Here is a 21,026-nt window from a genome sequence, read left to right as displayed (position 1 = left end):
TGTCGAAAACTGCGTAACTCGTTGAATCTCAAGGAGTTTTCCGTTTCGACTGCGCCGGAAGTGGGGCGAATTATAGAGAGATATAATTCGCCGTCAACACCTATTTTCAGTTTTATTCGGATTTAAGCGTAATACGTGCAAATGCCTTCTTGCCGGCTTGGCACACATGGGTTGAACCTACTGCATATATATAGGTGCGATCGACAACCTCACCATCCACCCGCACACCACCCGAACCCAGAAGATCCCGAGCCACTGCGGCGTTCTTCACCAGCCCTGCCTTATTAAGGACAGCCGCAATCGGCATATCCTCGGCAGCAACCAGCTCGATTTCCGGCAGATCATCAGGCAGCTCGCCATCTTTCATGCGGTTACCTGCGGCACGGTGAGCATTTGCAGCAGCCTCTTCACCATGGAAGCGCGCAACAATCTCTTCGGCCAGCTTGATTTTGATATCACGCGGGTTAGCGCCAGCATCTACATCCGCCTTGAATGCATTGATCTCATCCATGGAGCGGAAGCTGAGCAACTCGAAGTAACGCCACATCAACGCATCAGGAATGGACACCAGCTTGCCGTACATCACGCCAGGCGCCTCCTGGATACCGACATAGTTACCCAGAGACTTGGACATCTTCTTGACGCCATCCAACCCTTCGAGCAATGGCATGGTCAGAATGCACTGAGCCTCCTGACCGTAACCGCGCTGCAGCTCACGCCCCATCAACAGGTTGAACTTCTGGTCGGTACCGCCCAGCTCGACATCGGCGCGCAATGCCACCGAGTCATAGCCTTGCACCAACGGATACAGGAACTCATGAATGGCAATCGGCTGATTGGTCGAATAGCGCTTGTCGAAGTCGTCGCGCTCGAGCATCCGTGCAACGGTGTACTGGGAAGTTAGACGAATGAAGTCCGCCGGTCCCATCTTGTCCATCCAGGTGGAGTTGAAAGCCACCTCAGTCTTGGCAGGATCAAGAATCTTGAAGACCTGGCTTTTATAGGTCTCTGCGTTTTCCAGGACCTGCTCGCGAGTCAAGGGTGGGCGCGTGGCACTTTTGCCACTGGGGTCACCGATCATGCCGGTGAAGTCGCCAATCAGGAAGATTACCTGGTGACCCAAGTCCTGGAACTGACGCAGCTTATTAATAAGTACGGTATGCCCGAGATGCAGATCCGGCGCCGTCGGATCAAAGCCAGCCTTAATGCGCAGCGGTTCGCCGCGCTTGAGCTTCTCGATCAACTCGGACTCGACCAACAACTCTTCCGCACCACGTTTGATCAGCGCTAGCTGCTCTTCAACCGACTTCATAACAGACCCGCAAGGCTCAGATTCAAAAGGGAACCAACCATACAAGATCATGGACTAATTACAAGTTTTGCCCGGCGTACGGGAGCATTCCGAAAGCAGAGTGCCCGCGCCCTTGCGTCACAGATGATTTGGTTATATTTTATACAGTTATTTCATCTTCATCATGTCATTCATCTTTTCCATTTCATCTTTTCAAAGTCAAATTACCTATGACCACCGAACCGTCTAAAGCGCCACCGCTTTATCCGAAGAGCCACCTGCTCGCCGCAAGTGGCATCGCGGCCCTTCTCAGCTTGGCCCTTCTGGTATTTCCATCCAGTGATGTAGAAGCAAAAAAAACGACATTGAGCCTTGATCTGGAAAGCCCGATCGAGCAACTGACACAAGATCAAGACGCCGCATCCACCGAACAAGCCACAAGCGAGGCCGTTGCCTCACCTTTCGCACAGATCGAAAACACCGCCGAAGACACCACGCAAACCGCAGAAACCGCACCTGTGCCTGCTGCCGTGGAGGAGCCAAAAGCCCCCGGCCACAGGGAAGTTCTGGTCACCAAGGGCGACACCCTCTCCACACTCTTTGAAAAGGTTGGCCTGCCAGCCACTTCTGTCCATGAAGTACTGGCCAGCGACAAGCAGGCCAAGCAATTCTCCCAGCTCAAGCATGGCCAGAAGCTGGAGTTCGAGCTGACGCCTGATGGCCAACTGAACAACCTGCACAGCAAGGTCAGCGACCTGGAAACCATCACCCTGACCAAAGGCCCCAAGGGCTTTACGTTCAGCCGCGTGATCACCAAGCCAGTGGTTCGTTCTGCCTATGTCCACGGCGTCATCAACAGCTCGCTTTCGCAGTCTGCCGCACGCGCCGGGCTGTCCCACAGCCTGACCATGGATATGGCCAACGTTTTCGGCTACGACATCGACTTCGCCCAGGATATTCGCCAGGGTGACGAATTCGACGTGATCTATGAGCAAAAAGTCGCCAACGGCAAGGTAGTCGGTACAGGCAATATCCTCTCCGCGCGCTTCACTAACCGTGGCAAGACCTACACCGCAGTGCGCTACACCAACAAACAGGGTTCCAGCAGCTACTACACCGCTGATGGCAACAGCATGCGCAAGGCCTTCATCCGTACACCGGTGGACTTCGCTCGCATCAGTTCGCGCTTTTCCATGGGCCGCAAGCACCCGATCCTGAACAAGATCCGTGCCCACAAGGGCGTGGACTATGCCGCGCCACGGGGCACGCCAATCAAGGCTGCCGGTGATGGGAAGGTGCTGCTAGCTGGCCGTCGTGGCGGTTATGGCAATACCGTGATCATCCAGCACGGCAACACCTACCGCACCCTGTACGGCCACATGCAGGGCTTTGCCAAGGGTGTGAAGACTGGCGGCTCGGTGAAACAGGGCCAGGTCATCGGCTATATCGGTACCACCGGGCTGTCCACCGGACCGCACCTGCACTACGAGTTCCAGGTCAACGGTGTCCACGTGGATCCGCTGGGCCAGAAGCTGCCCATGGCCGACCCGATCGCCAAGGCCGAACGAGCACGCTTCCTGCAGCAGAGCCAGCCTCTGATGGCCCGGATGGATCAGGAAAAGGCCACGATGCTGGCCTCGAGCAAGCGCTAAGCCATGGCGCTCTATATAGGTGTGATGTCCGGTACCAGCCTTGATGGCCTGGACATCGCCCTGATCGAGCAAAGCCCGGCGCTCAGATTGGTCGCCACTCGCTACATCCCCATGCCCGATACCCTGCGCGCCGAACTCCTGGGTTTGTGCGCCAGTGGCCCCGACGAGATCGCCCGTTCCGCCATCGCCCAACAGCACTGGGTCGAGCTGGCCGCCCAGGGCATCAACCAGCTTCTGCAACAACAGCAACTGTACCCTCAAGACATTCGCGCTATCGGCAGCCACGGACAAACCGTGCGTCATGAGCCAAGCCGCGGGTTCACGGTGCAGATCGGCAACCCGGCCCTGCTCACTGAGCTGACCGGGATCACTGTCGTCAGCGACTTCCGCAGCCGCGACGTGGCGGCGGGCGGACAAGGCGCGCCGCTGGTTCCGGCCTTTCACGAAGCCCTGTTCGACCAGCGCCCGGGAAACCGCGCCGTGCTGAACGTCGGCGGGTTCAGCAACCTGAGCCTGATCGAAACCGCCAAGCCGTTGGCCGGATTCGACTGTGGCCCGGGCAACGTCCTGCTCGATGCCTGGATCCAGGCCCAACGCGCAGAGAACTTCGACCGCAATGGCCAGTGGGCTGCCAGCGGCCAGATTGATCCGCCCCTCTTGCAAGCCCTGCTCAGCGACCCGTTCTTCGCCACCCAAGGCCCGAAGAGCACCGGGCGCGAGGTATTCAATCTTGATTGGCTACAGCGGCATCTGAGGGCACGGGGCGCTATTGCCGCCGAAAACGTGCAGGCTACCCTTCTGGAGCTGACAGCTCTAACCATCGTCGAGTCGCTGCAGAGCGCTCAAAGTGACACCCAGGAGCTGCTGGTGTGCGGCGGCGGCGCGCATAACGCAGCGCTCATGGGCCGCCTGGCAGCCCTACTCCCGCAAACCCGGGTCAGCAGCACTGCAGCGTATGGCGTAGATCCGGACTGGGTAGAGGCTATGGCGTTCGCCTGGTTGGCCCACTGCTGCCTGGAGGGCATCGCTGCCAACCGGCCCAGCGTCACCGGCGCCCGTGGCCTGCGTGTACTAGGCGCCATCTACCCGGCTTGAACAGCAGACAGCAAAACGCCGCAGGATCCCAGGCCCCTGCGGCGTTCGGCGAATAGCTGCTGCCGGCTAATCAGATCGAGAACGACGACCCGCAACCACAGGTAGTGGTGGCATTGGGGTTCTTGATCACGAACCGCGAACCTTCCAGGCCTTCCTGGTAGTCCACTTCAGCACCGGCCAGGTACTGGAAGCTCATCGGATCGACCACCAGGCTCACGCCCTCGCGCTCGACGATGGTGTCATCCTCGGCCACTTCCTCATCGAAAGTGAAACCGTACTGAAACCCCGAACAACCGCCGCCCGTAACGAATACGCGCAGCTTCAAGCGATCATTACCCTCTTCATCGACCAGGGTCTTCACCTTGTGCGCTGCACCTTGAGTGAATTGCAAAGCCGTGGGGGTGAAGGATTCAACGCTCATGCTGACTATCTCCCGGCGTTAAGCCGCCATACTGCGTAATGACGCGCATTATCCGCTTCTCCCAGAAAAGCGGTCAACTATTGTTACGGTATATCAATAGTCGTACAGCCACCCGTATAAAGCAGAAAGGCCCGTCAGACGGGCCTTTTTGTTCACGCAAAAACGACGTTAAGGCAGCATGCCCGCGTGGGACAGCCCCAGACGCTCATCCAGGCCGAACAGGATATTGAGGTTCTGCACCGCCTGGCCCGAAGCGCCCTTGACCAGGTTGTCGATGACCGACAGTACCACTACCAGATCATCATCCTGCGGCCGGTGCACGGCAATCCGGCACACGTTGGCACCCCGCACACTGCGGGTCTCCGGATGGCTGCCGGCCGGCATTACATCGACAAACGGCTCATTGGCATAACGCTTCTCGAACAACGCCTGCAGATCCACCGACTTATCCACCACCGTGGAGTAGAGCGTGGAGTGGATACCGCGAATCATCGGCGTCAGGTGCGGTACGAACGTCAGGCCAACTTCCTTGCCTGCTGCCCGGCGCAGGCCCTGACGGATTTCCGGCAAATGACGGTGCCCCTTGACCGCATAGGCCTTCATGCTCTCGGAAGTTTCCGAGTACAGCGACCCGACGCTGGCCCCACGGCCAGCACCGCTGACACCGGATTTGCAGTCGGCGATCAGCCGGGAAGTGTCGGCAAGACCGGCTTCCAGCAGCGGCAGGAAACCGAGCTGGGTTGCGGTTGGATAGCAGCCAGGAACCGCAATCAAACGGGCTTTCTTGATCTGTTCGCGATTGACTTCCGGCAGGCCGTAGACCGCTTCCTCCAGCAATTGAGGGGCACCGTGAGGCTGACCGTACCACTTGGCCCACTCATCGGCATCCTGCAGGCGGAAGTCCGCCGATAGATCGATGACCTTGGTCCCCGCAGCCAGCAGTTCGCCAGCCAGTGCATGCGCCACGCCATGGGGGGTGGCAAAGAACACCACGTCACAGGCACCAAGGGTCTTGATATCCGGCACGCTGAACGCCAGGCCGTCGTAATGGCCACGCAGGTTCGGGTACATGTCGGCAACGGCCAGGCCAGCCTCGGATCGCGAAGTGATGACTTCCACTCGCGCTTGCGGATGCTGTGCCAACAGACGCAGCAGTTCGACACCGGTGTAACCCGTGCCGCCGACGATACCGACCTTGACCATAAACCTGCCCTCAACGAACCCACTGGAAAGCTGCCGATAATAGGGGCGGCGCGCCCCTGCGACAACCGTCAAGGTGACGTGCGGACGCTCTACCCTCTACTATCTTCGCCACCGTGAACCTGGGAATAACTAAAAATGCTCTATCTATGGCTCAAAGCCTTTCATATCGTCAGCGTGGTCTGCTGGTTTGCCGGCCTTTTCTACCTGCCACGCCTGTTCGTTTACCACGCCCAAAGCGAGGACAGCATCAGCCGCGAGCGCTTCTGCCTGATGGAACGCAAGCTATACCGCTTCATCATGGGGCCTGCGATGATCGCGGCACTGATCTTTGGCATCTGGCTGATCAGCCTCAACCCCAGCGCGTATTTCGGCCAGGGCGGCTGGATGCACGCCAAACTGACCTTGGTGGTCATCCTCATCGGCTATCACCACATGTGCGGCGCGCAAGTGAAGCGCTTCGCCCGTGGCGAAAACACCCGCAGCCATGTCTTTTATCGCTGGTTCAATGAAGTACCGGTTCTGATATTGCTGGCTATTGTAATTTTGGTCGTTGTACGGCCGTTCTAACTCTAACTAGTCGCTTCCCTGGGGGTACTCCAATGTCACTGCCCGCTTTGCTCGAACAACGTCTGCGCCTGCCTCTGGTGGCCGCGCCGATGTTTCTGATCTCCAACCCGGAACTGGTCCTGGCCTGCTGTCGCAATGGTGTGGTGGGTAGCTTTCCCGCCCTCAATCAGCGCGAAAGCAGCGGTTTCAAGGCCTGGCTGGAGGAGATCGAAGCGGGCCTGGCCAAGCTGGAGAACCCTGCTCCCTACGCCGTGAACCTGATCGTGCACAACAGCAATCCACGGCTGCAGGCCGACTTGCAGATCTGCATCGAGCACAAGGTACCGATCGTCATCACCAGCCTCGGCGCGGTCAAGGAAGTAGTGGACGCCGTGCACAGCTACGGCGGCCTGGTATTTCATGACGTGACCACCCGCCGGCACGCAGAGAAAGCCGCCGAGGCGGGTGTCGATGGGCTGATCGCCGTCGCAGCCGGAGCGGGTGGCCATGCAGGCACCTGGAGCCCCTTCTCTCTGGTCGCCGAGATCCGCCAGTTCTTCGACAAGACCCTGCTACTGGCCGGCTGCCTGAACCGGGGCCACGAGATTCTTGCCGCACAGCTGCTTGGCGCCGACCTTGCCTACTTGGGCACCCGCTTTATCGGTACCACCGAAAGCCACGCACCGGATGCCTATAAAGAGATGCTACTCAGCTCTCGAGCCGCCGACATCGTGCATACCGCCGCGGTTTCCGGAGTACCTGCCAGCTTCATGCGCCAAAGCCTGGAGAACGCAGGTTTCGACCTGGCCGCCCTGCAAGGGAAAGGTGAGATCAACTTCGGCTCCAAGCTCAAACCCATCAGTGATGAGGCAAAAGCCTGGAAAACCGTCTGGTCCGCAGGCCAGGGGGTCTGTGAAATCGACGACCTGCCCAGCGTCGACCAATTGATCGCGCGCCTGGACAGCGAATATCAGGCGGCCCAGCAACGCGCCAGCCAACTGAGCAAACGCTGGCCACGTTAACCCGTTCTCATTAGTTTTTTGGCCAGCCGAGGGGCGCTGGCCTTAAACTGTCGGTCTTTTATGTAAACCTTCTTTTCAAGTGACAGGGATGCCCCCATGAGCGAAACCCGCTACAAGATCGTTTTCGACGGCACATTGCTGCCCGGCGTGGAAAAAGCCACTGCCCAACTGAACCTCGCCGAACTGTTCAAAAGCGATGCGGCCGCCGTAGAACGCCTGTTCAGCGGCCAGCAGGTGGAGCTCAAGCGCGACCTGACGCAGGCCGACGCCCAGCGCTATCTGGAAGCATTGAAGAACGCCGGGATCGATGCCCGCATCGAATCCGAGCAGGCCCTGAAGCTGGATCTAGACACAGTAACCCCCACACCCAGGGCCAGCAGCTTCAGCGAGTCGCCCTATGCGCCCCCGCAAGCCATAGTAGGCGATGCAATCCCACAATACGCCGCACTCAACGTATTCAGCTTCGAAGGCCGTATCGGTCGCCTGCGCTACCTGGCCTGGACTCTGGTCCTGACGGTGGCCATGCTGGCCGTGGTCGGGGTAGGCGCCTTCTTCGGTATCCTGTCCGCGGCGGTGTTCAATTCCACCCTGCTCACCGGCCTGGGAATTGTCGGCGGCATCGTGGTCTTCATCGGCTTCCTCGTGGTCAGCATTCAGATCAGCGTGCAGCGCCTGCACGATCTCGGCTGGTCGGGCTGGCTGTGGCTGCTGAACTTCGTGCCCATCGTCGGCAGCATCTTCCCTCTGGTGCTGATGGTCAGCCCGGGCAGCAACGTGGCCAACCGCTACGGCGCACCACCACCGCCCAACACCACCGCCGTCAAGGTGCTGTCCTGGATGTGGGTCGTCCTGATCGTCGCACTGATCGTGGGCATGGTGGCCGGCGGCCTGAGCTCCCTGGAAGATCGCTACAGCGAAACCAGCTACAGCGAAAGCATCGACTCCAGCAGCGCCGATGAAGATGCCGAACCCGCCGATATCGCCGCCCCTGTAGAATCCGAGTCCGAGCAAGAATAAACGCGCCCGGGCCTGCGACCCTCCCCCGTCGCAGGCCGCCGGCCGTTGCGATGGAGAAATGCATGACCCGTTACGCTCTGATCACTGGTGCTTCCAGCGGCATAGGCCTGGCCCTGGCCGAAGCACTGGCCCGGCGCGGCCGTAACTTGATTCTCGTGGCCCGTCAGCGTGATCAGCTGGAATGCATCGCCCTGGAATTGACCCAGCGCTTCGGCGTCGAAGTGCTGTTCCGCGCCTGCGACCTGGGCGAACCACTGCGCCTGTCCGGTTTCCTGCTGGAGCTGGAGGAGGGTGACCGGCAGATCGACCTGCTGGTCAATTGCGCCGGCATCGGCACCAGCGGCCCGTTCCTGGCCCAGGACTGGATGACCGAGCAGGACCTGATCGAGGTCAACATCCTCGCCCTCACCCGCCTGTGTCATGCCCTGGGCAACAGCATGGCGCTGCTGGGCGGCGGGCAGATCCTCAATGTCGCCTCGGTGGCAGCCTTCTATCCCGGCCCCTGGATGAGCAGCTACTACGCCAGCAAGGCCTATGTCCTGCATTTCTCCGAAGGGTTGCGCGAAGAATTGAAGAAGTGCGCGGTGAAGGTCTCGGTACTCTGCCCGGGGCCGACCCGCACCGCATTTTTCCGCACCGCACAAATGGACACCACCAAACTCAAGGACAGCAAGCTGCTCATGAGCCCCGAGGAGGTCGCGCTGTATGCGGTCCGCGCCCTGGAAAAGAACCGCGCCATCATCATTCCCGGCCGCCTGAACCGCTGGATGGCCTTCAGCGCCCGCCTGAGTTCACGCTGGCTGACCCGCAAGATCGTCGGTTACGTCAATCGGGCCTACTGCCCACGTTAAGAGTCGGGGCTGGGCGCACCTTGTGCACCTGAGTACACTCGGCCCGGACCAACCCAATGGAGAAACAGCTGTGGATACTCTGTTCACCAAGATCATCAACAGAGAAATACCCGCGAAGATCATCTACGAGGACGACCAGGTTCTGGCCTTCCACGATATTGCCCCGCAAGCGCCGGTGCATTTCCTGGTGATCCCGAAGAAACCCATCCGTACCCTCAACGACCTCACCGAGGACGACAAGACCCTGGCCGGACACATTCTGTTCACCGCCCAGCGCCTGGCCAAGGAGCAAGGCTGCGAAGACGGCTTCCGGGTCGTCATGAACTGCAACGAGCTGGGTGGGCAGACCGTGTATCACATTCACATGCACGTGCTGGGTCAGCGCCAGATGAACTGGCCGCCGGGCTGATTGCCCCCACCCACCCCTTGCGCAGCGCCCTCTCGGACCATCGAGGACGAGGGTGCGCTGATCCAGCGCAGTTTTCGCTCCTTTGATTGGAGTAAACTGGCCGCCGAGATTTCTCCCGGAGATAAGCATGACTACCCAACGTCACTACTCGCCGATCGACCGCCTGCTGTTGCAAGCCGATATGGCGATGCGCACGCTGCTGCCTTTCAGCGGCCAACCTTATCGCCCGTCGCCGGCCATCGTGCAGCCGGAAGCGCAGATGAGTGACGAGGACACCCGGCACGTGGCCGGCCTGATGCGCATCAACCACACCGGGGAAGTCTGCGCCCAGGCGCTGTACCAGGGCCAGGCCCTGACCGCCAAGCTGCCTCAGGTACGCCAGGCCATGGAACATGCCGCCGAAGAAGAAATCGACCACCTGGCCTGGTGCGAACAGCGCATCCGCCAGTTGGGCAGCCACCCGAGCGTGCTCAACCCGCTGTTCTACGGTTTGTCCTTCGGCATCGGCGCCGCGGCAGGCCTGATCAGCGACAAGGTCAGCCTGGGGTTCGTTGCCGCCACCGAAGACCAGGTGTGCAAGCACCTGAACGAGCATCTGGAGCAACTGCCGGCCGAAGACGAAAAGTCCCGAGCGATTCTCGAACAGATGCGCATCGACGAAGAACATCACGCTGAAACCGCGCTCGAAGCCGGCGGGTTCCGCTTCCCGGCGCCGGTGAAATTCGGCATGAGCCTGCTGGCCAAGGTCATGACCAAGAGCACCTACCGGATCTGATTCCAAACCACGGGCATCAAAAAGGGCGCTATCGAAGCGCCCTTTTCTTTTACCGCCAGAATCCGCGCGGGTTCAGCCCAGCTCGACGATTTCGTAATCGTGAGTGATGGCCACACCGGCCGCGCCGAGCATGATCGACGCCGAGCAGTATTTCTCGGCAGACAGCTCGATGGCCCGCTTGACCTGGGCTTCTTTGAGGCCCCGGCCCTTGACCACGAAATGCATGTGGATCTTGGTGAAGACCTTGGGGTCTTCGGTGGCACGCTCGGCATCCAGAAACGCCTCGCAGCTTTCAACCGCCTGGCGCGACTTCTTGAGAATGCTGACCACATCGAAGTTGCTGCAACCGCCCACGCCGAGCAGGAGCATTTCCATAGGGCGAACACCCAGGTTGCGGCCACCGGCTTCCGGCGGGCCATCCATCACCACTACGTGGCCACTGCCCGATTCGCCGAGGAACATGGCTTCGCCAGCCCATTGGATGCGTGCCTTCATCGCCAAGACTCCACTGTTAAAAAAGGGTCGCCAGCTTAGCACAGGGTTTTCCAGCCACAGCGCTTTGACCGTTTGTCCCTCAATACCGGTTTTCGATAAGAAAAATCTTAATTGAGCCAAGGACGTGTCTGTTAAGCTGACGCCAAATGACTGGCGCATCGCCAGCGTTCAACACCTTCGTTTTACGCCCCATAAAAAAAACACCTCATACCGTGCAGTCTTTTCGGGATACAACCATGGTTGCTATTGCCCCCACCCCCAAGATCAAAAATCTCGACAAGTTGCTCATGCACTGTCAACGCCGCCGGTATCAGGCCAAGAGCAACATCATCTGCGCCGGTGATGTGTCCGACAGCCTGTACTTCATCATCAAGGGCTCGGTGACCATCCTCATCGAAGACGATGACGGTCGGGAGATGATCATCGCCTACCTCAATGCCGGAGACTTCTTCGGCGAACTGGGGCTCTTCGAAGAGGCCGGCCATGAGCAGCAGCGCAGCGCCTGGGTGCGCGCCAAGGTAGAGTGCGAGGTTGCCGAGATCAGCTACGCCAAGTTCCGCGAACTGTCGCAGAACGACCCGGACATCCTCTATGTGCTCAGCGGGCAGATCGCCCAGCGCCTGCGCAACACCACGCGCAAGGTCGGCGACCTGGCGTTCTTCGACGTGACCGGGCGGGTGGCCCGCTGCCTGCTGGAGCTGTGCAAGCAACCGGACGCCATGACCCACCCGGATGGCATGCAGATCAAGATCACCCGCCAGGAAATCGGCCGGATCGTCGGTTGTTCCCGGGAAATGGTCGGTCGCGTGCTCAAGGATCTGGAAGAACGCAACCTGGTTCACGTCAAGGGCAAGACCATGGTGGTGTTCGGCACCCGCTAATCCGCCAGGAAGCCCTTGAGCATCTGCCGGTACAGGCTCTCCAGCCGCACTAGCGCATCGGGCGCCGCAAAGGCCTCGTGCAGGGCGATATGACTTTCGGCCCGGCAGCGCTGTTCCAGGCCACAGGCCTGATTGAAAGTATTGACCGCGTTCACCATCGAATCGCGTTCGTTATCCAGCAGCAGGGCGCCATGCACCAGGCCCACTGGCCGCTGGCCACCCTTGCTCTGACGCCAGCGCTGGGCGGTGCCGACCATCTTGCGCCCGTCCAGGTTGACGTTGAAGCGACCATCGCAGAACGCCCCTTCCACTTCGCCCAATGACGGGTTGCCCCCCAGCTCGCTGAGCAGATCGCAGATCGGCTGACACAGGCGCCGGTACGCGGTTTCGATCCGGCCCTGATCCCCTTCGCTGCGCGGCGGGGCGTAGACCAGTGCGATGTTCACCGTGGCCGCCGACTGCGGCACCGGCTCGCCGCCGGTTTCGCGCAACAGCACCGGCCAGCCGTTGGCGGCCGACTCCTCGCAGGCCCGTTCAAATCCAGGCAGGCGGCTCAAGCGCCGAGGCATCACCAGCGCCCGGTCACTGGGCTGCCAGAACAGCAGGCCGAACTCTTGTTCACCGGTACACACCAGGGCCAGCAGATCTTGCTCGGCCTGCAGACCGGCTTCGACAGTCAAGGCAAGGGGTTGAGTCATGGCAGTAGAAATCCTTGGCGATAGGCATGAAAAAGCCGGCATCGCCGGCTTGTTCATTGTCACGGGTTCAGTCCAGGGTCGAGCCGCTGACCGGCACGCCGCGCTCAGGGAAGAACAGACGCTGCAATTCGCTGCCCGGGCTTTCGGCACGCATGAACGCCTCACCCACCAGGAACGAATAGACATCGCTGATTTCCATCAGCTCGACATCGGCACGGTTGAGGATGCCGCTCTCGGTAATCACCAGGCGCTCGCGAGGAATGCGTGGCAGCAGGTCGAGGGTGGTCTCCAGATTGACTTCGAAGGTGTGCAGGTTGCGGTTGTTGACCCCAACCAGCGGTGTGTCGAGGGTCTTCAGCGCCCGCTCCAGCTCATCACCATCATGCACTTCCACCAGCACATCCAGGCCAACGCCCTTGGCCACCGCCGCCAGCTCCGCCATCCGCGCGTCATCCAGCGCAGCGACAATCAGCAATACGCAGTCGGCGCCCAGGGCACGGGCTTCGACGATCTGGTACGGGTCGATCATGAAGTCCTTGCGGATCACCGGCAGCTTGCAGGCGGCGCGGGCCTGCTGCAGGTACGCATCGGCACCCTGGAAGTAATCGACATCGGTCAGCACCGACAGACAAGTGGCACCGCCTTTCTCGTAGCTCTTGGCAATGTCCGCCGGAACGAAGTTCTCACGGATCACGCCTTTGCTCGGCGAAGCCTTCTTGATCTCGGCTATCACTGCCGGCTGCTTGAGCTTGACCTGATCCTGCAAGGCCCGGGCGAAACCCCGTGGTGCATCGGCAGCACGCGCCAGGGTTTCCAGCTCGGCCAGGCTGACGCGGGCGCTGCGCTCGGCAACCTCCTCGGCTTTACGGGCGAGGATTTTTTCCAGAACTGTCGGCACACTCATCCTTCATTCTCCTGCTTGAACACCGCGGTAAAGGCACCCAGCTCTTCGAGCTTCTCTCGGGCCAGGCCGGTGTGCAAGGCGTCGTGAGCCAGGGCCACGCCCTCTTTCAGGCTACTGGCATGATCGGCGGCATACAGCGCCGCACCCGCATTGAGCACAATCATTTCGGCGGCCTTCTGGCCATGCTCTGTCTTGCGGCGCCCCAGGGCATCGCGGATCAGCTCCAGGGAGGCCGCCGGGCTTTCCACCACCAGGCCGAACAGACTCTGGCTCTTCATGCCCAGATCCTCGGGCTGTACCCAGTACTCGGTGATCTGGTCATTCTTCAGCTCGGCCACATAGGTGGGCGCAGCCAGGCTGAACTCGTCCAGACCATCCTGGGAATGCACCACCAGAACGTGCTTGCTGCCCAGGCGTTGCAAGACTTCGGCCAAGGGCCGGCACAACGCCTGAGTGAACACGCCTACCACCTGGTGCTTGACTCCGGCCGGATTCGTAAGCGGGCCGAGCATGTTGAACAGGGTGCGCAGGCCAAGGTCGCGACGCGGGCCGGCGGCATATTTCATCGCCCCGTGATGGGACTGGGCAAACATGAAGCCGATGCCGACGTTATCGATGCAGCGCGCCACCTGGACCGGGGTCAGGTTCAAATAGATCCCTGCCGCTTCCAGCAGGTCGGCGCTGCCGCTCTTGCCGGACACCGCGCGGTTGCCGTGCTTGGCCACAGTGCAACCGGCCGCTGCGACCACAAAGGAGGAAGCCGTGGACACGTTGAAGATGTTCGCCCCGTCGCCGCCGGTGCCCACTACATCCACCACGCCATCCAGGGTTTTCAGCTCGACCCGGTCCGCCAGCTCGCGCATTGCCGATACCGCACCGACGATCTCGTCGATGCTTTCGCTTTTCATGCGCATGGCCATCATGAAGGCGCCAATCTGCGCATCGGTGCATTGGCCGGTCATGATTTCACGCATTACCGAACGCATTTCTTCGGTGCTCAGGTCCAGGTGGCCGACGATACGGCTCAGGGCAGTCTTGATATCCATGAAAAGTCCTTAGCGCGTGCCGCCGCTCTGTTTGAGAAAGTTGGCGAACAGCTCGTGGCCCTGCTCGGTGAGAATAGACTCGGGGTGAAATTGCACCCCCTCGATATTCAGCGTCTTGTGGCGCAACCCCATGATCTCGTCGACGGAGCCGTCTTCCAGCTGGGTCCAGGCCGTGACTTCGAGGCACTCGGGCAAGCTCTCGTGCTTGACCACCAACGAGTGGTAACGGGTTACGGTCAGCGGCATGTTCAGGCCGTTGAACACCCCCAGGTCACGGTGGAACACCGGGCTGGTCTTGCCGTGCATCACTTGCCGGGCACGCACCACCTGGCCGCCAAAGGCCTGGCCGATGGACTGATGCCCCAGGCATACGCCGAGAATCGGCAGCTTGCCGGCGAAATGCTTGATCGCCTCGATGGAAATACCGGCTTCGGTCGGCGTGCAAGGCCCGGGCGAGACCACGATGCGCTCGGGCTTGAGCGCCTCGATCTGAGCCACGGTCAGTTCGTCATTGCGCACTACTTTCACCTCAGCTCCCAACTCGCCCAGGTACTGGACGACGTTGTAGGTGAAGGAGTCGTAGTTATCAATCATCAGCAGCATACATGCTCCAACTTATTGATTTTAAAGTAGGTGTGCATGCAACTCAGGGTGTCGATATGCACATTGATATACACAAGCGCAGTGGAGCGTGCCGGGCGAGCTTGCGCACCCGAATGCTGCAAGCTGTCGGCAGGGCAGACAAGGTGATGGAATTGAACCGCCTTATCTATGCAATGTCGCTCAGCTCGCCACGCCATCGTCGGCCATCGCCAGCGCAAGCCGGCAGAACGTTGGGCATGACGATGCACCCGATGGCATTGCCGCCGGGCGAAGGTGTACTGCGTGGGGAGACTGATTGGCATGCAGCGTTCTCCTGGGGTTTGGAGCCGCCGTGCCGGAGAGCTATTAGATCCTTGATCCCTGCTTGCCGATTACGGCGGCAGGGTTCGGTTAAAAAACCGCAACGACGTGCCGCTTCCTATTGGAAGCGCCACCACTGACTAAAACGAATCGTTGCAATGCAAAGCATAGGACCTAACCGTAATTGAGCACTCGACGGCGTTCCGCAGCCGAGCTTCGAGGCGCGATTGTACCGTTCATCAAGGGGCTGCGTCGATTGCAATTTGCCGCTGGGTCTTGCGGCACTCACCCCGATGGTTGATACCTGCCCCACTCCGTTGGAGCGCAATGCATGGCCGGTCCCGTGCACGCCGCGCACTGCAAAGGCGGGGGCACGACATGCGCACCGCGTTACGCAGCCCGCCTCGGCAGCTGGCTTGGAGGCCCTTTAAACGCCACAAGTCCATCACCGAAACGGCGCTCTTTAAGGTGGTGGCAGCCTGTTTGCGCCTTCTTAGCCGTGCGGCTCAAGGGGCGTTCCGCCTCTTCTGGCCCCAGAAGCACGGCCACTTGATCAAAGGGGCGCTTTTCTTGCCATGGCCAAGTCAGGAAACCAGCGCCCTTTTCTCCAGCAAATGGTCGAGCCAGTCCGGATCCATTTCTGGCTCACTGGAGAACAACAAGCCGGTGTAGTCGCGGTACGGCGGGGTAAAGATCTCCTCCCGGCAGCCGTGATCGACCACCTTCCCACGCTGCATTACCAGTACCTCGTCGGCAATGGCGCGCACGGTGGCGACGTCGTGGGTGATGAACAAGTAGGCCACGCCCAGTTGCTGCTGGATGCGGTTGAGCAGCTTCAGAACGCCTTCGGCCACCAGTTGGTCGAGGGCCGAGGTGACTTCGTCGCAGATGATCAGTTGCGGCTCGGCCGCCAGAGCCCGGGCGATACAGATTCGCTGCTTCTGCCCGCCAGACAGTTCGCGGGGCTGGCGATCCATGTACAACGCCGGGTCCAGCTCGATCATCTCCAATAGCTCGGCGACCCGCTGGCGCAGCGCCTGGCCCTTGAGGCCGAGGTAGAAACTCAGCGGCCGGCCGATGATGTCGACGATGCGCTGGCGCGGGTTGAGCGCGGTGTCGGGGATCTGGTAAATCATCTGCAATCGGCGCAATTGCTCCTTGCTGCGCTGGCGATAATCAGCTGGCAGCGCTTTTCCGTCATACAACACCTGGCCGCTGGTCGGCGGCAACAACCCGGTGATCAAGCGTGCCGTAGAGCTCTTGCCGCTGCCCGACTCGCCGATCACCGCCAGGGTCTGGCCACGATAGAGCTTGAGCGAGACATCGTGCAGCACCGGCTGATGGCCGTAGCTGGCGCTGGCCTTGCGTACCTCCAGCAGCGGTGTTGCCTGCGGTGGGCACGGCTTGGGTTCGGTGCGCAAGCTACGTACTGCCCACAGCGATCTGGTGTAATCCTGCTGTGGGGCGTCGAGCATGGTCCGGGTGTCGGCCTCCTCCACCAGCTTGCCGTGACGCAGAACCATGATGCGGTCGGCCATTTGCGCCACCACTGCCAGGTCGTGGCTGATATACAAGGCGGCGCTCCCGTAGGTTTTCACCGCATCGCGAATCGCCACCAGCACTTCGATCTGGGTGGTGACATCCAGCGCCGTGGTCGGTTCGTCGAAGATGATCAGGTCCGGGTGGCAGGCCATGGCCATGGCGGTCATCACCCGTTGCAACTGACCGCCGGAGACCTGGTGCGGGTAGCGCTGGCCGATCTGCTCGGGGTTGGGCAGACGCAGTATGCGGTAGAGCTCCACTGCTTCGGCTTGTGCCTTGGCACGGTCGATACCAGCGTTCCTTACCGCGGTTTCGACATGCTGGTCGATCAGCCGGTGCGCGGGGTTGAACGAGGCCGCCGCGCTTTGCGCGACATAGGCGATACGCACGCCGCGCAGCTTGCGCAGGGCTTCGGGCTTGGCGCCCACCAGTTCCTGGCCATCGAAGCGCACCGAGCCACCCGTGATACGGCAACCGTCGCGCACATAACCCATGGAGGCCAGGCCCAGAGTCGACTTTCCCGCCCCCGATTCACCAATCAGGCCCAGTACTTCGCCCCGCTGCAGGCTCAAGTCGATGCCTTTGATCAGCGGGTGCCAAGCGTCCTGATAATGGCCTTCAATACGCAGGTCGTGGATCTCCAGTAGCGGCTTGTCACTTGAATGAACGGTCATGCTCAGCACTCCTTCAGGCCGCTGGATAGATGCAGCACCCAGTCCACGACAAAGTTGACGCTGACGGTGATCAGCGCCACTGCCAGGGCCGGCAGCAGCGGGCTGATATCGCCGAAGGTGATCAGCACGGCATTGTCGCGGACCATGCTGCCCCAGTCGGCGGTCGGCGGCTGGATGCCCAGGCCCAGGAACGACAACGCACTGATGAACAGAAACACGAAGCAAAAACGCAGGCCGAACTCGGCAATCAGCGGCGCGGCGGCATTGGGCAGCACCTCGCGGCTGACCAGCCACCACAGCCCTTCGCCACGCAGCCGGGCGGCCTCGACGAAGTCCTGGACCACCACGGTCATCGCCACCGCCCGTGACAGGCGAAACACCCGGGTGGCATCGAGCAGCGCGATCACCAGCACCAGCGAGGTGGCGTTGGTGCCGACCACGCTGAGGATCAGCAAGGCAAAGATCAGCTGCGGGATGGCCATGAGGATATCCACCAGCCGCGACAGGCCCTGGTCGATCCAGCCGCCCCTGATCGCCGCTACCAGCCCGCAGAAACCGCCGACGGCAAAGGCCAGTAGCGTCGTCAGGAAGGCAATCCCCAGGGTGTTGCGCGCTCCATACACCAGGCGGCTGAACATGTCGCGGCCCAGGTTATCGGTACCCAGCAGGAACTGCCCGCCCCAAGGTGCAAAACCTTCGCCGACCACTTCAGTCTCGCCATACGGCGCCAGCACCGGCGCGAACAGCGCCACCAGTATGTAGGCAACAATCACCAGCAGGCCGAACTGGGCGCTCATGGGCGCCCGCAACAACGCTTTGATCAGGCTCATGGCTTACCCCTTCGGATGCATCAGGCGTGGGTTGCTGGCAATCGACAGCACGTCGGCCGTGGTATTGAGCAGGATGTAGGTGGCGGCGAAGATCAGGCTGCAGGCCTGCACCACCGGGATATCGCGCTTGGACACCGAGTCGACCAGTAACTGGCCGAGCCCCGGATAGACGAACACCACCTCGACCACCACCACGCCGACCACCAGGTAGGCCAGGTTCAGTGCCACCACGTTGATGATCGGTGCCAGGGCATTGGGCAAGGCGTGGTGGAAGATGATCCGCGCCTGGCTGATGCCCTTGAGCCGGGCCATCTCGATATAGGGGCTGGCCAGCACGTTGATCAAGGCCGCGCGGGTCATGCGCATCATTTGCGCGACCACCACCAGGCTCAGGGTCAGCACCGGCAGTAGCGAGCGCTCCAGCACCTCGGCGAACGATGCCCCCGGGGCCAGGTTGGAGATACTCGGCAACCAGTTGAGCTTGACCGCGAACACCAGGATCAGGATATAGGCGACGAAAAACTCCGGGAACGACACCGCGCTCAGGGCGCTGGTGTTGAGCAGGCGGTCGAACCAACTGTTGCGGTACAGCGCCGCGAGCATGCCCAGCAGCAAGGCTACCGGCACCGACACCAGCGCTGCCAGCAAGGCCAGGGTAAAGGTGTTGCCCAGGCGCGTGCCGATCAGCTCGGCAATCGGCCGCTGGTTGGCCAGCGACAGGCCCAGGTCACCGTGCAGCAGTTGCCAGGCCCAGTGGCCGAAGCGGGTCAGCGGCGGCAGATCCAGGCCCAGTTGGGCACGGAAGGCAGCGACGGTCTCGGGAGTTGCCGCCTGGCCGAGCATGGCCTGGGCGACATCGCCCGGGAGCATGCCGACGGCCAGGAAGATGATCACCGACACCGCCAACAGCGACAACAGGCCCAGGGCCAGGCGCTGGAGCAACAGTTTGCAAAGGCTATTCACCGTACAGCTCCTCGAACAGGATCAACGAAGAAAGGTGCAAAAAGTGTCGGGCTTACGCCTGCCACCAGCGCTCGATCAAGCGCAGGCCATCGAGCTCGCCGTAGGGCGCGGTCAGCCCGCCGTGGGCCACGCGCTTGGAGCGTGCGGCCACGGAGCTTGCGAACAGCGGCACGATCGCCCCGCCCTCGTCACGGCACAGGGCCTGCATTTCGTTGTACATCTCCTGGCGCAGCGGCGCGTTCATCTCGCCGCGAGCGGCGTTGAGCAGCTGGTTGAAACGGGCGTTGTCCCAGTGCGTCTCGTTCCAGGCCGCGCCCTTGGCGTAGCCGATGCTGAACATGCGGTCGGCGGTCAGGCTGCTGTACCAGAACGAGGTGGTGAAGGGCTGCTTCATCCACACATTGGAAAAAAAGCCGTCGGCAGGTTCGCGCACCACGTCGATGTCGATACCGGCCTGGCGTGCCTGCTCCTTGAACAGTACCGAGGCATCCACCGCGCCGGTGTAAGCGGCATCGGAGGCTTGCAGGCGCACCTTGAGCGAATCGACCCCGGCCTGGCGCAGGTAGAAACGCGCCTTGTCCGGGTCATAGCCACGCTGCTCCAGGGCGCTGTTGATGAAGCGACTACCGGGCTGGATCGGGTGGTCGTTGCCAATCTGGCCATAGCCATAAAGCACCGAGGCCAGCAGGGTTTCGCGGTTGATCGCGTGCTTGAGCGCCAGACGGATGTTGTTGTCCTGGAACTGCTGGCTGTCGGTCAGCATCGGGAAGGTGTAGTGCTGGGCGCCCTTGGTCTCTTCGATGACCAGATTGGGGTTGCGCTTGAGCAAGGCGACAGTCTTGAGATCGACCTTGTTGATCACATCGACCTGGCCGGTGACCAGGGCGTTGACCCGCGCGGCGCCATCGGCGATGGCCAGCAGCTCGGCGCTGGCGAAATGCGCGCGGCCGGCTTTCCAGTAATCCGGGCTGCGCTCAAGGTCCATGCGCACGCCGGGTTCGAAGCCCTTGAGGCGATAACCGCCGGTGCCGATCCCTGCCTGCCAGTCGGCGGCGCCGTCCTTGGCGGGCATGATCACCAGGTGATAATCGGCCACCACGTAGGCGAAGTCAGCATTGCCCGAATGCAGTTCGAACACCACGGTGTCATTGCCCTGGGCGCTGACCTTGGCAACATCGCCGAGCACGGTCTTGGCCGCCGAGGTGGACTTGTCGCCCAGGTGATGCCCGATTGAGGCGACCACATCGCCGGCATCCAGAGTCTTGCCGTTATGGAAGGTCACCCCCTGGCGCAAGGTGAAGGTCCAGATGCGTGCATCGGGGCTGGACTCCCAGCGCTCGGCAAGCTCGGGGATCGCCGTGCCATCGACGCCAATTTCGCTCAGGGTGTTGTACACCGCCGAGAATCCGACAAAGGTAAAGGTGTCGCTCCATGAACCTGGATCACGAGAATCGGTAGTACTGCCACCGGCCAGGCCCATGCGCAGCACGCCGCCCGCTTTCGGGGTGGCCTCCTCGGCCCAGCCGCGTTGCGGCAAGCCCATTGAAAACGCCCCGGCCACGGCAACCGCCGCTGCGCTGTATTTGAGAAAATCCCGACGCGGCAGGCCGCTGTCGTGCATCGCTTGAGTTATTTTGTTGTTGTTATCGCTCATGGCATTGCCTCTGTTGAACCGCAGAGAAAAGGATTCAGCCGACCTCGCACGCACTGATGCAAAATATTTGTAATTGTCATCGTGACAAATACATTAAGCTCAAAAACAGGTCGCTGCCAATCCCCTTTTCTTTACGAGCGAGGCTCTTGCTAGG

At 61.1% G+C, this 21,026-nt stretch carries 21 protein-coding genes; 9 read left to right on the top strand and 12 right to left on the bottom strand.

Annotated elements, in window-relative coordinates:
* Positions 1-112: 112 nt before the first annotated feature.
* Positions 113-1,312 (bottom strand): tyrosine--tRNA ligase, encoded by a 1,200-nt coding sequence (gene tyrS / locus AC07R1_RS14300; RefSeq protein WP_053154182.1) that lies wholly within the window; start codon positions 1,310-1,312, stop codon positions 113-115.
* A 209-nt stretch (positions 1,313-1,521) separates the two neighbouring features.
* Between tyrS and AC07R1_RS14295 the strand changes: the two genes are divergently transcribed.
* Positions 1,522-2,943, top strand: coding sequence for a peptidoglycan DD-metalloendopeptidase family protein (locus tag AC07R1_RS14295; protein ID WP_011063787.1), 1,422 nt, complete (start codon positions 1,522-1,524; stop codon positions 2,941-2,943).
* Positions 2,944-2,946: 3 nt separating this feature from the next.
* The gene (locus tag AC07R1_RS14290; protein ID WP_495110629.1) at positions 2,947-4,038 is read left to right on the top strand and encodes an anhydro-N-acetylmuramic acid kinase; all 1,092 of its coding nucleotides are present in this window, start codon (positions 2,947-2,949) and stop codon (positions 4,036-4,038) included.
* A gap of 70 nt (positions 4,039-4,108) precedes the next feature.
* Here AC07R1_RS14290 and erpA read toward each other — a convergent pair whose 3' ends face one another.
* Positions 4,109-4,459: an iron-sulfur cluster insertion protein ErpA gene (gene erpA, locus AC07R1_RS14285; RefSeq protein ID WP_011063789.1), complete on the bottom strand. Its 351-nt coding sequence runs from the start codon at positions 4,457-4,459 to the stop codon at positions 4,109-4,111.
* A gap of 168 nt (positions 4,460-4,627) precedes the next feature.
* On the bottom strand, positions 4,628-5,662 hold the full coding sequence (gene argC / locus AC07R1_RS14280) for an N-acetyl-gamma-glutamyl-phosphate reductase (protein ID WP_011063790.1): 1,035 nt from the start codon (positions 5,660-5,662) through the stop codon (positions 4,628-4,630).
* 135 nt (positions 5,663-5,797) lie between these two features.
* On the opposite strand from argC, the gene hemJ reads away from it, so the two are divergent.
* From hemJ to coq7, 6 genes are all read left to right on the top strand, one after another.
* Positions 5,798-6,229 (top strand): protoporphyrinogen oxidase HemJ, encoded by a 432-nt coding sequence (gene hemJ, locus AC07R1_RS14275; protein WP_011063791.1) that lies wholly within the window; start codon positions 5,798-5,800, stop codon positions 6,227-6,229.
* 32 nt (positions 6,230-6,261) lie between these two features.
* The gene (locus AC07R1_RS14270; RefSeq protein ID WP_019092762.1) at positions 6,262-7,230 is read left to right on the top strand and encodes an NAD(P)H-dependent flavin oxidoreductase; all 969 of its coding nucleotides are present in this window, start codon (positions 6,262-6,264) and stop codon (positions 7,228-7,230) included.
* Positions 7,231-7,326: 96 nt separating this feature from the next.
* Positions 7,327-8,247, top strand: coding sequence for a DUF805 domain-containing protein (locus AC07R1_RS14265; protein ID WP_495110628.1), 921 nt, complete (start codon positions 7,327-7,329; stop codon positions 8,245-8,247).
* A 62-nt stretch (positions 8,248-8,309) separates the two neighbouring features.
* Positions 8,310-9,098 carry an SDR family NAD(P)-dependent oxidoreductase gene (locus AC07R1_RS14260; protein ID WP_019092760.1) on the top strand — a complete coding sequence of 263 codons (789 nt, stop codon included), beginning with the start codon at positions 8,310-8,312 and terminating at the stop codon, positions 9,096-9,098.
* A gap of 70 nt (positions 9,099-9,168) precedes the next feature.
* A complete protein-coding gene (locus tag AC07R1_RS14255; RefSeq protein WP_011063795.1) occupies positions 9,169-9,507 on the top strand; it encodes a histidine triad nucleotide-binding protein in 339 nt (112 codons plus the stop codon).
* A 127-nt stretch (positions 9,508-9,634) separates the two neighbouring features.
* The gene (gene coq7 / locus AC07R1_RS14250) at positions 9,635-10,282 is read left to right on the top strand and encodes a 2-polyprenyl-3-methyl-6-methoxy-1,4-benzoquinone monooxygenase (RefSeq protein ID WP_011063796.1); all 648 of its coding nucleotides are present in this window, start codon (positions 9,635-9,637) and stop codon (positions 10,280-10,282) included.
* 72 nt (positions 10,283-10,354) lie between these two features.
* On the opposite strand, the gene AC07R1_RS14245 is transcribed toward coq7, so the two are convergent.
* The gene (locus AC07R1_RS14245) at positions 10,355-10,777 is read right to left on the bottom strand and encodes an OsmC family protein (protein ID WP_009045862.1); all 423 of its coding nucleotides are present in this window, start codon (positions 10,775-10,777) and stop codon (positions 10,355-10,357) included.
* Between the two features lie 236 nt (positions 10,778-11,013).
* Here AC07R1_RS14245 and crp point away from each other — a divergent pair, with 236 nt between their 5' ends.
* On the top strand, positions 11,014-11,658 hold the full coding sequence (crp, locus tag AC07R1_RS14240) for a cAMP-activated global transcriptional regulator CRP (protein WP_011063797.1): 645 nt from the start codon (positions 11,014-11,016) through the stop codon (positions 11,656-11,658).
* Here crp and AC07R1_RS14235 read toward each other — a convergent pair.
* The 8 genes from AC07R1_RS14235 to AC07R1_RS14200 form a co-directional block, all read right to left on the bottom strand.
* Positions 11,655-12,356 (bottom strand): lipoate--protein ligase family protein, encoded by a 702-nt coding sequence (locus AC07R1_RS14235; protein WP_072451735.1) that lies wholly within the window; start codon positions 12,354-12,356, stop codon positions 11,655-11,657. The two genes, crp and AC07R1_RS14235, sit on opposite strands and share 4 nt — an antisense overlap.
* 67 nt (positions 12,357-12,423) lie before the next feature.
* Positions 12,424-13,260, bottom strand: coding sequence for an indole-3-glycerol phosphate synthase TrpC (trpC, locus tag AC07R1_RS14230; protein ID WP_011063799.1), 837 nt, complete (start codon positions 13,258-13,260; stop codon positions 12,424-12,426).
* Positions 13,257-14,306: an anthranilate phosphoribosyltransferase gene (gene trpD, locus AC07R1_RS14225; RefSeq protein ID WP_011063800.1), complete on the bottom strand. Its 1,050-nt coding sequence runs from the start codon at positions 14,304-14,306 to the stop codon at positions 13,257-13,259. Before trpD ends, trpC begins: the two co-directional genes overlap by 4 nt.
* A gap of 9 nt (positions 14,307-14,315) precedes the next feature.
* On the bottom strand, positions 14,316-14,909 hold the full coding sequence (locus AC07R1_RS14220) for an aminodeoxychorismate/anthranilate synthase component II (protein WP_011063801.1): 594 nt from the start codon (positions 14,907-14,909) through the stop codon (positions 14,316-14,318).
* An 884-nt stretch (positions 14,910-15,793) separates the two neighbouring features.
* Positions 15,794-17,425 carry an ABC transporter ATP-binding protein gene (locus AC07R1_RS14215; protein ID WP_495110627.1) on the bottom strand — a complete coding sequence of 544 codons (1,632 nt, stop codon included), beginning with the start codon at positions 17,423-17,425 and terminating at the stop codon, positions 15,794-15,796.
* Positions 17,426-17,427: 2 nt separating this feature from the next.
* The gene (locus AC07R1_RS14210; RefSeq protein ID WP_011063803.1) at positions 17,428-18,255 is read right to left on the bottom strand and encodes an ABC transporter permease; all 828 of its coding nucleotides are present in this window, start codon (positions 18,253-18,255) and stop codon (positions 17,428-17,430) included.
* A gap of 3 nt (positions 18,256-18,258) precedes the next feature.
* A complete protein-coding gene (locus tag AC07R1_RS14205) occupies positions 18,259-19,218 on the bottom strand; it encodes an ABC transporter permease (protein WP_011063804.1) in 960 nt (319 codons plus the stop codon).
* A 52-nt stretch (positions 19,219-19,270) separates the two neighbouring features.
* The gene (locus AC07R1_RS14200) at positions 19,271-20,872 is read right to left on the bottom strand and encodes an ABC transporter substrate-binding protein (RefSeq protein WP_495110626.1); all 1,602 of its coding nucleotides are present in this window, start codon (positions 20,870-20,872) and stop codon (positions 19,271-19,273) included.
* Positions 20,873-21,026 lie beyond the last annotated feature (154 nt).

This window comes from Pseudomonas sp. GW821-FHT07F01 (genome assembly GCF_059418825.1).
The sequence above is the reverse complement of the archived record's forward strand: the minus strand, read 5'-3'. Positions and strand labels throughout refer to the sequence as shown.